Genomic DNA, 13,062 nt, shown 5'->3' with positions numbered 1-13,062 from the left:
CCTTGCCCGCCGAATCCATTTCAGGAGGAAGCGGGAAATCGCGGCCGTTGCGGACACGATACTCGTAGAGGGCTTCCTTCATCCACTTGCCCGGGTTCACGTTGCTGCGCGGCGTGCGACCCGTGGCATAGGCCGTGATCGGGTCGCGGATGGGTTCGGGGATAATATCCGCCCTGCCAGCCTTGGCGGCGGCAATGTAGCGGCTCAGGAAGATGGGGTAGTGTTGTTCTGCGTATGCTTCGGCGCGGCGATCGATTGCCATGGAAACCCCCAGAGTTGGAAACAGCCTACGATTGCGCGTTTTCGCGCTGCGCGCAAAGGGGATTAAGGACTTTTTAAGGATGTTGGTAAGGCCACGCCCGCGACCACGCCTCAAGGCACGCTGCGCTCGTTGGCCTTGACCCGTGGTCGCGGTCGCGGCGGGGGCTTGGGAACAGCAAGGCCCCAGAGTGGCCTTGCTGCCCATTTACGACGGGGTGCCCGTGGCAGGCGTCTTCCTGTCAGGACGCAGACAGGTGTTGCTTGAATGGTTCCCTATATGTTACCATGGCGACATGAAAGTAGTTGAGTATCTGGATTCAGCGGGCCGAAGTCCGTTCGCGGATTGGTTCGAGGAACTGGATGCCGTGGCGGCCGCCAAGGTGACGGTCAGCCTCGCCCGCATGGAAGCGGGCAACCTTTCCAACGTCAAAACCGTTGGCTCCGGTGTTTTGGAATACCGGATCGACTTTGGGCCGGGCTACCGTGTCTATTTTGGCCGGGAGGGTGACAGGTTGGTTATCCTGCTCGCCGGAGGCACCAAGCAGCGCCAGCAGAAGGATATCGCCACGGCGCATGCGCGGTGGGAGGACTATAAACATAGAAAGAAGGAGGGATAGACATGGCTCTGACCCGCGATTTCAAGGAAACCATCAAGGCGCGCGCCGAAAGCGACCTTGCGTTCCGTACCGCGCTTCTGACCGAAGCTGTGGAAGCCCTGCTTGGCGGCGATGTTGCCACCGGCAAAGCCGTCCTGCGCGATTACATCAATGCCACGGTGGGCTTTGAGGAGCTTGCCGAGGAAGTCGGAACCCCGCCCAAGAGCCTGATGCGGATGTTCAGCAAGGCCGGTAATCCGCGCGCGGACAACGTCTTTTCGGTAATTCGCCACCTGCAAAGCCTGACCGGCGTGCATCTGGCCGTGCGGGCGGCGTAACCGTTAAAGCGGCCGCAGAACACCATCCTGCCGGAACCACAGCGCACCGTCAGGCGGCGGGAGGGGCTGGCGCTCCTCGCTGAAAAACTCCCCCTCATCGACAGCGGCCACGGGCGGCAGGTCGAGGGGCACCGCGCGGCCGTGTCGCGCGTCATCAAGGGGCGCGGCTACCGTGAACGGGTCGCCGTCGCGGAAGGCGGCACGGTAGAGGATTTCATCGAGCCGTTCGAGCAGGTCATCACAGGCGGGGTGTTCCATCATCAGGTGACTGCCGGTGGTGACGTAGATGCGGTGGTCGGGCTGGTTGAGCACCGTCGCCGGAGACTGGTTGCCGGAGTGTCCCGCAGGTTCAGGGGAGGGCATCGGCGCCGGTTGGGCCGGAGCCTGGTCGAGGTGCACATGGACATGGACGGCAGGAGCTGCGGTCGCGGCGGTTGGCACCGGCTGGCTAGGCCGTGCCGGTTGCGGCTCTTGCTGCGGTGCGGGCTGGTGTGCTCTCTTGCGGACGTGGCCGGTGAACGCTTCCAGCAGGAGGACCACCAGAGCCACGACCGCGCCGGTTGCGGCGAGGGTCAGCTTTGTGATGGCGTTGAGCACGAACCGCATGACATCCATTTATGAAACCTACGCTGCCAAGATATGCCGTCATGTCGAGCTGCCGTCGGGAACCTACGACAGCCAGAAGCTGAACAGTTACATCATGGCTTTGCCCCTTGGGGAAGCCCATGCGGCGCTCGACAAGGTGGAGCTGGAAAGCCTGCCGAGGCTTGGCGACACCCTCAGCCTCAACGACCACATGCAGGCCAATTTCTTCAGCCTGCTGCTGAACCCCGAGCGGGGCATCTGGGAGTTCACCAAGCCGGTGCTCATCAAGCGCCAGCACCTTGAGCGGATGGAGGGGTGGCGCGACTGGCGCACGCTGTCGGTCTACCTGCGGCAGCAGGACTTGGAACCGGCGGCGGTGTTTCGCAACACGCCGATTCCGATCAAGGCGGGGCCGTTCGAGACGGTGGACTACTATGCGGCGGATATTCGCGTGGTGCTGGGGCGGAGCGCGCCTTTTGTGTGGGCGCCTTGAAATCCAATGGCGGTTTTCGACTGCATAGACAGTTGTGGCATAAAGTGGCTTCTAAATTTAAGGTAGTGCCAAAAAATCACGCGCACCCTCAATAATCGCCTCGAATTTTGGCAAACTGTAAAGTGTTGCTTGACGGGATTCGGCGGCTCACAGAGGGTTCGAATCAGGGGGGCATACCATGGCAACTGCTGATCACCCGGTACATCCGGGTCTGTTCATTAAAGCAATAATCACTGAGCAATTTAGGCTTTCAGTCACCGACGCGGCGTCAGCGCTGAGAGTGACGCGACCGGCCTTGTCTGCTCTGTTGAATGCCAGGGCGTCCGTTTCCCCTGAAATGGCGCTGAGACTAGAGAAAGCATTTGGCATGAGTATGAACGCCCTATTGGCGATGCAAACGAATTTCGACATCGCAAAAGCGCGCTCAAAGGAAAGCGAAATTCAAATTGAGCGTTATGTGCCAGGGGCTTTCAAATCCATAGCTTTGCGCGGAGGTCTATAATGGTTTCTCTCTACGCACTGCTCCAAAAGGATCGGCCGCATTGGGCGAACGAAGAGGAAGTTCGCAAAAGCTGGCTGAAGCATATCGAAAACAGCATTGGCATTAGATTTCATGCCGAGCGCGGTCGCAACGACGCCTCATACAACCAGGTTATCATTGAATTCAAAGATAAGGGCTTGTTTAAGGGAAGCGTTAAAAGCGCTGCCTTCCGCGAGGCTATATTTGATCGACTTGAAAAATATATTCCACGGCGAGCAAAATCTGAAGGGCTATTGCCAGAGGACTATATCGGCATTGCAACTGATGGCGATCACATTTGCTTCGCGTTCTATAAAGACGGCAATATTACCCATCGTAATCTTCTGCCCTTCAATGAGGCATCAATCGGCCTGGTCGCCCAGGCATGCGCAGACTCCAGGCGCCGCGCTGTAACAGCAGAGAACTTGGTTGAAGACTTCGGGAATGGCTCAGAAATCGGCCGCTTAATGATGGGTGGCTTGGCTGCCGAGCTGGAAAGGTGCCTTAAGCACCAGGGAAACAGCAAAATTAAAATGCTGTTTGAAGAATGGCGCACCCTCTTTGGCCAAGTAGCAGACCTTTCCGCCGCCCAGGCTGCGGCTATTAAGCGCCAGATTCCCATCGAGTTAGAGTTACCAAAAGACGAAGCCGTATCAGCGCTTCTCTTTGTGATTCACACATACAACGCTTTCGTGATGAAACTGCTGGCGGCTGAAATTGTCGCAGAGTATGGCCTGACTTCTCACCCCGACTTTTGCGAGCATCTGTTGGGCTATGAGGACGCGCCGCTTCTTAAGAAGCTGGACGAAGAGGTGGAGCGGAGCGCTTACTTTGAAGCAGCTCGCATAAAGGGGTTTGTTGAAGAGGCCGTCTTCTCCTGGTACGCCGACGCCAGCTTGTCGAAGGAAGGTCGGAGCGGCATTTGTTCTGGTATCAGATCATTCCTGACACAGCTCGCCCTCTACAGAATGGACGACTTGAGCGCCGCCCAATCCAAAGATGTTCTGAAGGCATTCTATCAAGCGCTCGTTCCTGAAACCCTTCGAAAGGCATTGGGCGAGTTTTACACTCCAGACTGGCTTGTTGATGTTGCTTGCGACCGCGCAAAGGTGGCCGATTGGGAGACCGCGAGAATTCTCGACCCCACATGTGGCTCCGGCTCTTTCCTTCTGGAAGCCATACGGAGAAAGCGGAACATCGGTGTTGGGAAGGGCCATTCACCGAATGCAATTCTCACGAATGTCCTCAACACCGTATGGGGATTTGACCTGAATCCCTTGGCCGTACAGGCTTCCCGCGTCAACTTCTTGATTGCTATCGCCGACCTTGTGGGGCAAGCGAAAATGGAAGTGGAATTGCCCGTGCTATTGGCTGACGCTGTCTATTCCCCTGCACATTCCCCCCAAGACAATGAAGATTTCGTGGAGTACCGGATTGGTAGCGCGCAGTCAGATCTTCAGGTTGTTTTGCCGTGGGCATTGGCCCGTGATCGCAAACGCCTAGACGATGCATTCAGTACCATGGCTGAGGCCGTCGAGGTCGAGCACGAGTTTCCAATTGTGGAAAAACGTCTCTTAGAACGGAAAATCATTTCGACCGCAGAAGCGAAAGCCTGGCGCGATGCCCTCAGTGGCACCTACGGGCGAGTGCTGGAGCTTCACAAGAAATCTTGGAATGGAATCTGGTTTAGAATCGTCCGCAACTTCTTCTGGTCTGCGGTTGCTGGCGAGTTTGATGTTGTAATCGGCAACCCACCTTGGGTGCGCTGGTCAAACCTCCCTGAAATGTATCGAGAGCGCATCAAACCTACTTGCGAGCAGTATGCGATCTTTTCAGAGACACCATATCACGGCGGCAACGAACTCGATATTTCGGGGATGCTCACATACACCGTTGGAGACAAGTGGCTAAAGCAGGGCGGTACGCTCGTGTTCGTCATCACGCAAACGCACTTCCAGTCACCATCCTCTCAGGGCTTTAGAAGCTTCAAAATCAACGAACAAGCCAATCTAATACCCGTTGAAATCGATGACCTTAAGAAGCTCAAGCCTTTCCACAAGGTTGCCAATAAGACTGCAATCATGCGTCTCCGGAAAGTATCTTCCAAACAGAAGCCTCAATATCCCGTTCCGTACACCATCTGGGAAAAGGCTATCGGCCAATCGGCCTCTATCCCCGAGACATCACTGAAGGGTGACGTTCTGAAGAGAGTGGATATGAAGCGCTGGGAAGCCACCCCTGTTGATGGCGGAAACTCTCCTTGGGCCATCCTTCCAAAGGGCCGTTTTGCGGACATGGCAGCCATCCAGGGAACAAGCGATTGGGTAGCGGGCCGCAAAGGCATCACGGCTGACCTCAACGGTGTTTACATGGTGCGTATCGTAGACACTAACCGCGAGGAAGGGCTGGTCCAGGTGGAGACACGCCCAACGGCAGGGAAAACAGACATAGGCCCGGCAAAGCGATTCTGGATTGAGCCAGACCTGCTCTATCCCCTTCTCAAGGGAGCGGGAGACTTCTCGACCTGTGACGTGCACATCGAGGATCAGCTCTATGTGATTGTGCCGAACGATGGCATCAGCCAGGCCGACTATGTTGCCGCAGAAAATCGGCTTGCACGCCTTAAGTATATGAACAAATATTTTGGAGCATACAAAGCTCTACTGAGCCAACGTTCGACCTATCGACTAAGGCAGAAAGGTGCTCCATACTATTCTATCTACAACGTAGGAGCCTACAGCTTCGCGCCTTACAAAGTCGTTTGGGCGGAACAATCAAGCACATTCGAGGCATCTGTCGTAACGAGCACGAATGTTCCCCTTGTCGGAAGTAGGCCGTTCGTTCCTGACCACAAGATATATTTCGCAGATTTCCAAGACGCCGAAACAGCGTACTTCGTATGCGCAGTTCTGAACTCAACACTAGTTAGAGAGTACATTGAGAGCCATACCATCCAAATCCAAGTCAGCAATATCTTCAAACATGTGAGCATTCCGAGATTTAATCCGAAAAATGCCCTCCATGTTTCAGCAGTTGATGCCTGTAGAAAAGCCCACCAGGCGAAGACAAGCAAGGAAAGAGAAAAGCTATTAAAAAGCCTTTCCGATTTGACTGAGAAGATTTTGAAGTAAGGACTCGTTGCATAAATCAAGACTTATGCAACACCCCTCCCCTGCCCTGAAATCAATCCGTTGCGCGTTGCATAAGTCCGTTGCACAATAACGGCATGATTTACGGTTACGCGCGGGTATCGACGGACGGGCAGACGCTGGACGCCCAGCGGGAAGCATTAAGCGCCGCAGGCGCGGAGAAGGTTTTCGCGGAAACCGTCAGCGGTGCCCGGAGCGACCGCGCCCAGCTCGCCCGCCTGATGAAGGCGGCCAACGCAGGCGACACCGTGCTGGTAACGCGGCTAGACCGCCTCGCCCGCTCAACCCGTGACCTGTTGAACATTCTCGGCACGCTGGCGGAACGCGGCGTGGCGTTCCGTTCCCTCTCCGATGTATGGGCGGACACCACCACGCCGCACGGACGGCTCATGCTGACCGTTCTCGGCGGATTGGCGGAGTTTGAGCGGGAGCTTATCAAGAGCCGCACCAGCGAGGGCCGCAGGCGCGCCAAGGAGCGCGGGCAGACGTTCGGCCCGAAGCGCAAGCTGACCCCGTTCCAGCAGCAGCAAGCCCGCGAACGCAAGGCAGCCGGTGAACCCGTGCGGGACATTGCGCGCTCCTATAACGTGAGTGCCAGCACCATATCCCGCCTCGAATAACGTCATAACGCTATAACTCTGTGGCGTTATAGCATCATAGCTCTAAAGCGTTTTGACGTTATCACGTCGTGACGCTTTAACTCTATGGATGCCGTGGTAACGTACCGCCATGCGAATCATTACCCTCGTCACCCAGAAGGGCGGAACCGGCAAAACCACCCTTGCCGCCTCCCTTGCCGTCGCGGCCCAAGAGGCCGGAGAAAAGGTGCTCGCGCTCGACCTTGACCCTCAAGCCTCTCTGGCGACGTGGGGCGAGTTGCGCGAGGCCGAGCTTCCCCATGTCGAGAAAGTACCGGCAACCATGGTTGCCGACCTGCCCAAACTGCTCGACGGCGTGAAAGGGCAGGGATTCACCCTGACCATCATCGACACCGCCGGAGCCGACAACCCGACCACCCACATTGCTATGCAAACCGCCGAGTTGTGCCTTGTGCCGATACGGCCCACCCGCATCGACGGCAACGCGGTGTTACCGACCGCGCAGGCTTTGCAGCGCCTCAGCAAGCCGTTCGCGTTCATCCTCACGCAATGCTCCGCCATTCCCCGCAACTCACGCGCCGCCGAAATGGCCGCAGGACTGAAAACCCTCGGCGTTCTAGCCGAACCGAATATTGCCCAGCGCGCCGACCATCAGGACGCCTATGCAGCAGGGCAGGGGGTCACGGAATACGCCGCCGATGGCAAAGCCGCCGACGAAGTCCGCGCACTGTGGCAATGGGTCGATAAACGCATGAAAGGAAAAACGCGATGAGCAAGGCCACCAGACCATCCGTTTTCGGAGCCGTCACCACGCCGGTTGACGAGGTGCCAGCCGCCGATAGCGCCGCCGTCACACCGGCGACCAAGCCCGCCAAGGGCGAATCCGGCATGTTCAAGACGAGCATCTATCTGCCCTTGTCGGTCAAGGACAAGCTGGAAGAAATTGCCTTCCACGAAGGCCGCAAGAAGGTGCACGACCTGTTCATGGAAGGCATCGACGCGGTGTTGAGCAAGCGGGGTTACGCCACCACCGCCGAAATGAAAGACAACTCTAAAGCGTCATAACGCTACAGCGTTATAGCGTTACAGAGCTAGCAGCAATAATGAGGGACACACGGCCATGAGCGAAGACACGATGCCCGATGTATCACTCATCCGTGATGCGGACTTGCGGAAGGAACTTGAGCGCCACAAGCGCCGCAACCTGCTGCCGAAGCTGCTGGCCCTTGAGATTCAAATCCTCATCGAGGAGCAGACCAAGCGCGATGCGTCCGACGCGGAGCGCCAAACCGAGTTGCAGGCGATGCCGCGCGACCGCCGCCGCCGCGCCGAGGTGCATGACCACTTCCTGAACGAGGAGCCGCAGGCGGAGGACTTGCGCCACCTGCACAGCGTCCTCGCCATCTGCGGACTGCCCTATGACCGCCTGCCACTCGACGTGCGCGAATACAGCCGCGAGCAGGGCAACATGGCGATTGATGTGGCTGCCGGTTCCTTGCGCGGGCCGGATGGTTCCAAGGTGCTCCAGCCGCTCCCGTTCGGGCCGAAAGCCCGTCTCATCCTGATGCACCTTTGCTCCGAGGCCATCCGGCAGCAAAGCCCGACCATCGAAATCGCAGACACCTTCACCGCGTTCGTCCGGGAGATGGGCTTCTCCGACAGTGGCGGCAAGAAAGGGCCTTTGACCGCGTTTCGCGAACAGTTGAATGCCCTCGCCAGTTGCTCCATCAAAATATCCTCTTGGACAGGCAACAAGGTGCGGTCGCGCCAATTCTTCCCGATTGAGGAGATGGACGTGTGGCTGTCCGCGCATCACGACCAGCCTTCCCTGTGGCCGTCCACGGTGACGTTCAGCCACACCATGTTCGAGAGCCTGCAAAAGCACGCCCTGCCGGTCAATGCCCGCGCCGTGCGGGCCTTTCAGGGCAGCGCCCGCAAGCTCGACCTGTATTTCTGGCTTGGCTGGCGCATCCACAACATCAACGAGCCGCTGCACATCAGTTGGGACGCCATCACCGAGCAGTTTGGTTCAGGTTTCACCCGCCAGCGCGATTTCAAGGCCAAGTTCAAGGAGGAGGTCGGGCACTTGAAGGAGGTGCTGCCGAACCTGCCGTTGAAGCTCACCGAGCAGGGACTTGTCCTTAGCCCCGCCGACCCCGCCGTGCTGGCCCTTCCGCCGGTACGCAAGCCGCTGAAAAAGACCTGACCTCCCCGCATCTTAGCTCCGCAGACTTGGTCGCGCCCCGGTATTTTCAAATCCCTTTAGAATCCGATGGTTATAGGGTGTCCTCCGCAGACTTGGTCGCGCCCCTCCGCAGACTTGGTCGCGCTTTGCCCTCAATCTCCGCAGACTTGGTCGCGCCCCTCCGCAGACTTGGTCGCGCATTTACCGCAGACTTGGTCGCGCTTCTCCGCAGACTTGGTCGCGCTTCCTATAATAAGGATACAGAACACTTATCAGAACAATGCAGAACACCATCAGAACGCTTTTTCAGAACCCATTCCAGAATTACAGAAAAAAGGCTTCTCTGATTTTTGAAAGAAGAAAGAGGGGGCAAAACGGAGAACGCCACCGCCCGAAGACGGTGGCATCCTAACCCTTTACGGTCATCGGCTTCCCAGCCTGTACCGTGGCGGTATTGAATCACAGCATCGGTCTTCTGCCAAGCACAGCAAACAGGGCGCCCCACAGCAGGCCGTAGAACGCCCTCAGAAGCGTTTTGCTGGTCAAGATGGAGGTCGGATAGTCCAGCCACTAAAACCCGTCCTAACCCTTTTAGAAATATCCTCGGGGGCGTGGGGGCAGACAGCCCCCACGGGGCAGCTTACGGCACGGCGTTGAGGTGAGGCACGAAGGGGGTGCAGGGGGCTTGCCCCCGCGACGGGCGCGGAGCGCCCCGCGCGATTTTTTCAAGGGGTGAAGATGCACTCCATGGCGAAATAGCGCGGCATGACGCCGGGCAGCACCGACAGCAGCGCCCCACCAATCATCAGACCCACACCGGCATCGCCTTTGAAGCGGGACGCGGCCCAGACCAGCACGCCGACGGTGCAGAGCACGACACCGATGGAGAACGACAGCGGTGCGAAGAAAGCGACCGTGGCGCAGAAGGCGTTGGAGGTGCCGCCGAACCAGCGGGCTATATGGTCGAGAAGATACGCGCCCCCCAGAGCGAGGAGGACGAGTGCGGCAATGTTACCGACGAGGCGGGTGGGGTGATAGGGCGGCAGCTTCATGGGCGGGGGACGAGAGGAAGGGAGGGCGAGGATAGCAGGCCACAGGGCGGAGGGAAGGGGTGGAGTTGACGGGGGTAATAGCGCACTTATACATTGCTTCGCAACATAGGTGCTCCGGCCGCCACAGGAGTGGCGTGTGGCCGGAAAGGCAGGCCCGACCGGGCCTTGTTTTTTAAAGGTGGCAAGGATGCCACCACGGGAGAACCGCGTGGCGATTTACCACTTCTCAGGGCAAATCCTTGGCCGCACCGCCAAGCTGAATCCTGACGGCAGCGGGCGTCCCGGCTCCAAGGCTGCGGCAGCCGCCGCCTACCGCAGCGGGTCGCAGGTGCGCGATTACCGTACCGGCGAACTCCACGATTACAGCCGCCGCAAAGGGGTGGCCCATGCCGAAATCATGGTGCCGGTGGGTGCGGCGGCGTGGCTGGAAGACCGGGAGCTGTTGTGGGGCACGGTCGAGCGCATGGAGAAGCGCGCCGACGCCCAGCTTGCCCGCGAGTTCAATATGGCGTTGCCGCACGAGCTGGACGCCGCGCAGCGGCTGGAGCTCGTGCGCGGCTTCGTGCAGCGGCATTTTGTGAACCGGGGCATGGTGGCGGACATCGCCTTGCATGACCCAGTGCCGGAGCAGGGGCAGAGCCGCCACAATTACCATGCCCATGTCATGTTGACATTGCGCCGGGCAACCCCGGACGGACTGGATCCCGTGAAGACACGGGAATGGAACAGCAAGGAGCTGTTGAATCTGTGGCGGGCCGAATGGGCGGTGTCCTGCAATGCCGCGCTGGCGCGCGCGGGGCGGCAGGTGCGGGTTGACCACCGCACCCTTGTGGCGCAGCGGGACGACGCCTTGCAGCGCAAGGACATGGCCCGCGCCGCCGAGCTGAATCGCGCGCCGGAAATCCACGTCGGGCCGAGGGCACGGCAGGCGGTGCGCCACCAGCGCCCGCCGGTCAGCCGGGTGCGCGAGGTGGGGGCGGTGAAGGCGCGCGCTCCGGGGCAAGCCCCGGCCAAGCGCGTACGCGAGTATCCGGCGCGCGACAGCGGCACGCGGCTGGACTGGCTGGAGCGGATTGTTGTCGGCAACGACGAGCGGCTACGCCGTGACGTTGAGCGCATCAACCGGCGCTTTGACCGCTACCAGCGCAAGATGGACTATTGGGAGCGGCGCATCACCTTCTGGACGGAAGGCAGGCTCAAAGGCAGCCAGTTCCGGTTCAACCGCTGGAAAGCCGCCGAGGAGGAGAAGCAGCGCCGCCAGAAGGCCGAGCACGCCCGCAAGCGGTTCCGGCAGCTTGTCGGCATGATGAAGCAGCTTGACGAGCTGATGCGGTTAGGCGGCAATCGGCGCGAGCACGGGCTTGTCCGCATCCGCGAGCTGGAAGGGTGGGCGCGGCTGGCCCAGCCGAGGACACGCAGCCGCGCACCGGGGCGCAAGCGCGGCCTGTTCGACTAGGAGCAGGCCGGGGGCGGAGACGCAGGCTCACCGTGAGCCGCCGCCTGCGGTACAGGGTCGAACCGTTCCGGCGGTTGCGGTTCCTGCGTGAACCCTTGCGGGGTGGCTTCCCATCTGTCCCACAGGCCGCGCCAGCGCCACATCTTGCGGTAATCGAGGCGCTTGCCGAAGATGGGGAACGGGCAGTTACGCAGCTTCACAATCACCTTGGTCAGCGGCAGGCGCTGGATTTCGGCGCTGTCGAGCAGCCAGTAATTGCTGTCGGACTGGCTTTGCGACTGGCTCCGGCGCTCCCAGCCGGAGGCGGACGAGCTGACGCTTGCCGATTGCGATTCCGCCGGGGTGTGGCCCAGCATGGTGGCGACATAGGTGGCGGTTTCGTTGTCGTTGACCCCGAAGAACAGCCGCGCCGAGGCGTTCGCCAGGAACGCGGCGGCGTTGTCGCCGTAGATTTTGGCGACCTGCGGCAGGTTCTGCCAAATCAGCACCGGGGTGCAGTAGGCGCGCAGCAGGCCGGATTGTTTTTCCAGCACGTCGAGGCGACCGAGCACGGCCACCTCGTCGAGCAGGAGCACCACCTTGCGGCGGGGTTTGCGGGCCTTGGCGCGGGTGAGGGTCTTGAGGGTGCAACCGACCATGACTCGCAGCCAGCGGGAATACACGTCGAGCAGGTCTTCATCGACGCAGAGGAACAGGGTGCCGGTGCCCTCCACCAGTTCGGAGAGCCGGAAGGTCGAGCTGGAGGACAGCTTGCCCGCCGGGCTGGTGGCCGACCATGGTTCGGTGGCCTTCTGCACGTTGGAGAGGATGGACTGAAACTCTTCGGAGAAGTTTCCGCTGGAATCCACCGCGCTGGTGAGAATGCCGCCGATGATTTCCCGCGCGGCGGGAGAGGGGGAATGCCCGGCGATATGCGTCAGCAGGGTGATGAAGGTCTCGCGCTGGCCGGCGGAGAGCCGGCGCACTGTGGACAGGGTGCGGCTGGGCGCGGGTTCGCTGTGCAGGACGTGCAGCACCAGTCCCTTGACCAGCGAGGTGGCCTTGTCATCCCAGTGGGATTCCCGCGCGTCGGGGACGACGAGCAGGCGCGCAAGGGCTTCGGCGTCGTCGGCTTCCTGCGGCGTGCCCGCGCGCACCATGTCCAGCGGGTTGAACCGCTCGGAATGTACGAGGTCGGTGGGATTGAGCATCCACACCTTGCCGAAGCGGGCGCGCTGGCGGCGCGTGATAGCGTAATTTTCGCCCTTGGGGTCGGTGACGACCATCGAGCCGCGATAGGTGAGCAGGGAGGGGATGACCACCCCCAGCCCCTTGCCCGCGCCCATGGCGGCAAACACCATCACCATGCCGTCAGAGGAAAACCGCAGCAGGCGACCGAAGGCCCCGCGACCGAGGAGAACACCTTCGCCACGGACAGCGCCATGCCACCATTGTTCCCAGCGGTGCGCCCAGCGCGCCGAGCCTTGCGCCTTGCGCTTGCGGCGCTCGCGGGAGACCAAGCGGATAAACCGGAAAGGCACAAGCAGGAGCCACCGCGCGCCCCAGAGCACGAGGGAGACCAGCCGGAAAAAGCCTTCCAATACATCCATGTGGTTGATTGTCCGTCAGTCGCGCGGGTGATGCAAACCCTCTGCCCGCGCGACTGGCAGGAAAGCGTCAGCGCATCAGCCGCAGCAGCGACGTGGCGATGCCCAGACCGATGGAGGCACCTTTGAGCGCGCCCTTGGCGGCGGCCTTGCCCGCCGAATCCATTTCAGGAGGAAGCGGGAAATCGCGGCCGTTGCGGACACGATACTCGTAGAGGGCTTCCTTCATCCACTTGCCCGGG

At 60.1% G+C, this 13,062-nt stretch carries 14 protein-coding genes; 10 read left to right on the top strand and 4 right to left on the bottom strand.

Translation table 11 applies throughout. The annotated features are described in order from the left end of the window. Positions 1 to 262, bottom strand: a 262-nt coding sequence (locus tag GGR23_RS22655) for a hypothetical protein (protein ID WP_183368569.1), incomplete at its 3' end; no start/stop codon positions are given. Positions 263 to 554: 292 nt separating this feature from the next. On the opposite strand from GGR23_RS22655, the gene GGR23_RS22650 reads away from it, so the two are divergent. Then, on the top strand, positions 555 to 878 hold the full coding sequence (locus tag GGR23_RS22650) for a type II toxin-antitoxin system RelE/ParE family toxin (protein WP_183368568.1): 324 nt from the start codon (positions 555 to 557) through the stop codon (positions 876 to 878). Positions 879 to 880: 2 nt separating this feature from the next. Beyond that, positions 881 to 1,195 (top strand): helix-turn-helix domain-containing transcriptional regulator, encoded by a 315-nt coding sequence (locus GGR23_RS22645; protein WP_183368567.1) that lies wholly within the window; start codon positions 881 to 883, stop codon positions 1,193 to 1,195. A 3-nt stretch (positions 1,196 to 1,198) separates the two neighbouring features. On the opposite strand, the gene GGR23_RS22640 is transcribed toward GGR23_RS22645, so the two are convergent. After that, positions 1,199 to 1,810: a hypothetical protein gene (locus tag GGR23_RS22640; RefSeq protein WP_183368566.1), complete on the bottom strand. Its 612-nt coding sequence runs from the start codon at positions 1,808 to 1,810 to the stop codon at positions 1,199 to 1,201. Between GGR23_RS22640 and GGR23_RS22635 the strand changes: the two genes are divergently transcribed. The 7 genes from GGR23_RS22635 (at position 1,800) to GGR23_RS22605 (ending at position 8,747) form a co-directional block, all read left to right on the top strand. Then, positions 1,800 to 2,273 carry a hypothetical protein gene (locus GGR23_RS22635; protein WP_183368565.1) on the top strand — a complete coding sequence of 158 codons (474 nt, stop codon included), beginning with the start codon at positions 1,800 to 1,802 and terminating at the stop codon, positions 2,271 to 2,273. The two genes, GGR23_RS22640 and GGR23_RS22635, sit on opposite strands and share 11 nt — an antisense overlap. A gap of 178 nt (positions 2,274 to 2,451) precedes the next feature. Continuing rightward, entirely contained in the window at positions 2,452 to 2,775 is a 324-nt protein-coding gene (locus tag GGR23_RS22630; RefSeq protein WP_183368564.1) for a HigA family addiction module antitoxin, read from the top strand. After that, complete coding sequence (locus GGR23_RS22625) at positions 2,775 to 5,924, top strand: Eco57I restriction-modification methylase domain-containing protein (RefSeq protein ID WP_183368563.1); 3,150 nt, start codon at positions 2,775 to 2,777, stop codon at positions 5,922 to 5,924. Before GGR23_RS22630 ends, GGR23_RS22625 begins: the two co-directional genes overlap by 1 nt. A 95-nt stretch (positions 5,925 to 6,019) precedes the next feature. After that, positions 6,020 to 6,562, top strand: coding sequence for a recombinase family protein (locus GGR23_RS22620; protein WP_050746870.1), 543 nt, complete (start codon positions 6,020 to 6,022; stop codon positions 6,560 to 6,562). A gap of 109 nt (positions 6,563 to 6,671) precedes the next feature. Next, a complete protein-coding gene (locus GGR23_RS22615; protein WP_050746865.1) occupies positions 6,672 to 7,313 on the top strand; it encodes a ParA family protein in 642 nt (213 codons plus the stop codon). After that, positions 7,310 to 7,606, top strand: a complete 297-nt coding sequence (locus tag GGR23_RS22610) for a hypothetical protein (protein ID WP_183368562.1) — start codon at positions 7,310 to 7,312, stop codon at positions 7,604 to 7,606. Before GGR23_RS22615 ends, GGR23_RS22610 begins: the two co-directional genes overlap by 4 nt. A 55-nt stretch (positions 7,607 to 7,661) precedes the next feature. Beyond that, the gene (locus GGR23_RS22605) at positions 7,662 to 8,747 is read left to right on the top strand and encodes a replication protein RepA (protein WP_183368561.1); all 1,086 of its coding nucleotides are present in this window, start codon (positions 7,662 to 7,664) and stop codon (positions 8,745 to 8,747) included. 704 nt (positions 8,748 to 9,451) lie between these two features. Here GGR23_RS22605 and GGR23_RS22600 read toward each other — a convergent pair. Next, positions 9,452 to 9,778, bottom strand: coding sequence for a hypothetical protein (locus GGR23_RS22600; protein WP_183368560.1), 327 nt, complete (start codon positions 9,776 to 9,778; stop codon positions 9,452 to 9,454). 208 nt (positions 9,779 to 9,986) lie between these two features. On the opposite strand from GGR23_RS22600, the gene mobQ reads away from it, so the two are divergent. Beyond that, positions 9,987 to 11,234, top strand: coding sequence for a MobQ family relaxase (gene mobQ, locus GGR23_RS22595; protein WP_183368559.1), 1,248 nt, complete (start codon positions 9,987 to 9,989; stop codon positions 11,232 to 11,234). On the opposite strand, the gene GGR23_RS22590 is transcribed toward mobQ, so the two are convergent. Further along, a complete protein-coding gene (locus GGR23_RS22590) occupies positions 11,231 to 12,823 on the bottom strand; it encodes a type IV secretory system conjugative DNA transfer family protein (RefSeq protein ID WP_183368558.1) in 1,593 nt (530 codons plus the stop codon). The two genes, mobQ and GGR23_RS22590, sit on opposite strands and share 4 nt — an antisense overlap. Between the last annotated feature and the right edge of the window lie 239 nt (positions 12,824 to 13,062).

This window comes from Gellertiella hungarica (assembly GCF_014197145.1).
GTDB classification, from domain to species: domain Bacteria; phylum Pseudomonadota; class Alphaproteobacteria; order Rhizobiales; family Rhizobiaceae; genus Gellertiella; species Gellertiella hungarica.
Note: the sequence above shows the minus strand (reverse complement) of the source record. Positions and strands in the feature narration are given on the sequence as shown.

Coding starts and splice junctions, on each gene's coding strand:
- GGR23_RS22650 (WP_183368568.1), top strand. CDS start 555: ATGAAAGTAGTTGAGTATCTGGATTCAGCGGGCCGAAGTCCGTTCGCG.
- GGR23_RS22645 (WP_183368567.1), top strand. CDS start 881: ATGGCTCTGACCCGCGATTTCAAGGAAACCATCAAGGCGCGCGCCGAA.
- GGR23_RS22635 (WP_183368565.1), top strand. CDS start 1,800: ATGACATCCATTTATGAAACCTACGCTGCCAAGATATGCCGTCATGTC.
- GGR23_RS22640 (WP_183368566.1), bottom strand. CDS start 1,810: ATGGATGTCATGCGGTTCGTGCTCAACGCCATCACAAAGCTGACCCTC.
- GGR23_RS22630 (WP_183368564.1), top strand. CDS start 2,452: ATGGCAACTGCTGATCACCCGGTACATCCGGGTCTGTTCATTAAAGCA.
- GGR23_RS22625 (WP_183368563.1), top strand. CDS start 2,775: ATGGTTTCTCTCTACGCACTGCTCCAAAAGGATCGGCCGCATTGGGCG.
- GGR23_RS22620 (WP_050746870.1), top strand. CDS start 6,020: ATGATTTACGGTTACGCGCGGGTATCGACGGACGGGCAGACGCTGGAC.
- GGR23_RS22615 (WP_050746865.1), top strand. CDS start 6,672: ATGCGAATCATTACCCTCGTCACCCAGAAGGGCGGAACCGGCAAAACC.
- GGR23_RS22610 (WP_183368562.1), top strand. CDS start 7,310: ATGAGCAAGGCCACCAGACCATCCGTTTTCGGAGCCGTCACCACGCCG.
- GGR23_RS22605 (WP_183368561.1), top strand. CDS start 7,662: ATGAGCGAAGACACGATGCCCGATGTATCACTCATCCGTGATGCGGAC.
- GGR23_RS22600 (WP_183368560.1), bottom strand. CDS start 9,778: ATGAAGCTGCCGCCCTATCACCCCACCCGCCTCGTCGGTAACATTGCC.
- GGR23_RS22590 (WP_183368558.1), bottom strand. CDS start 12,823: ATGGATGTATTGGAAGGCTTTTTCCGGCTGGTCTCCCTCGTGCTCTGG.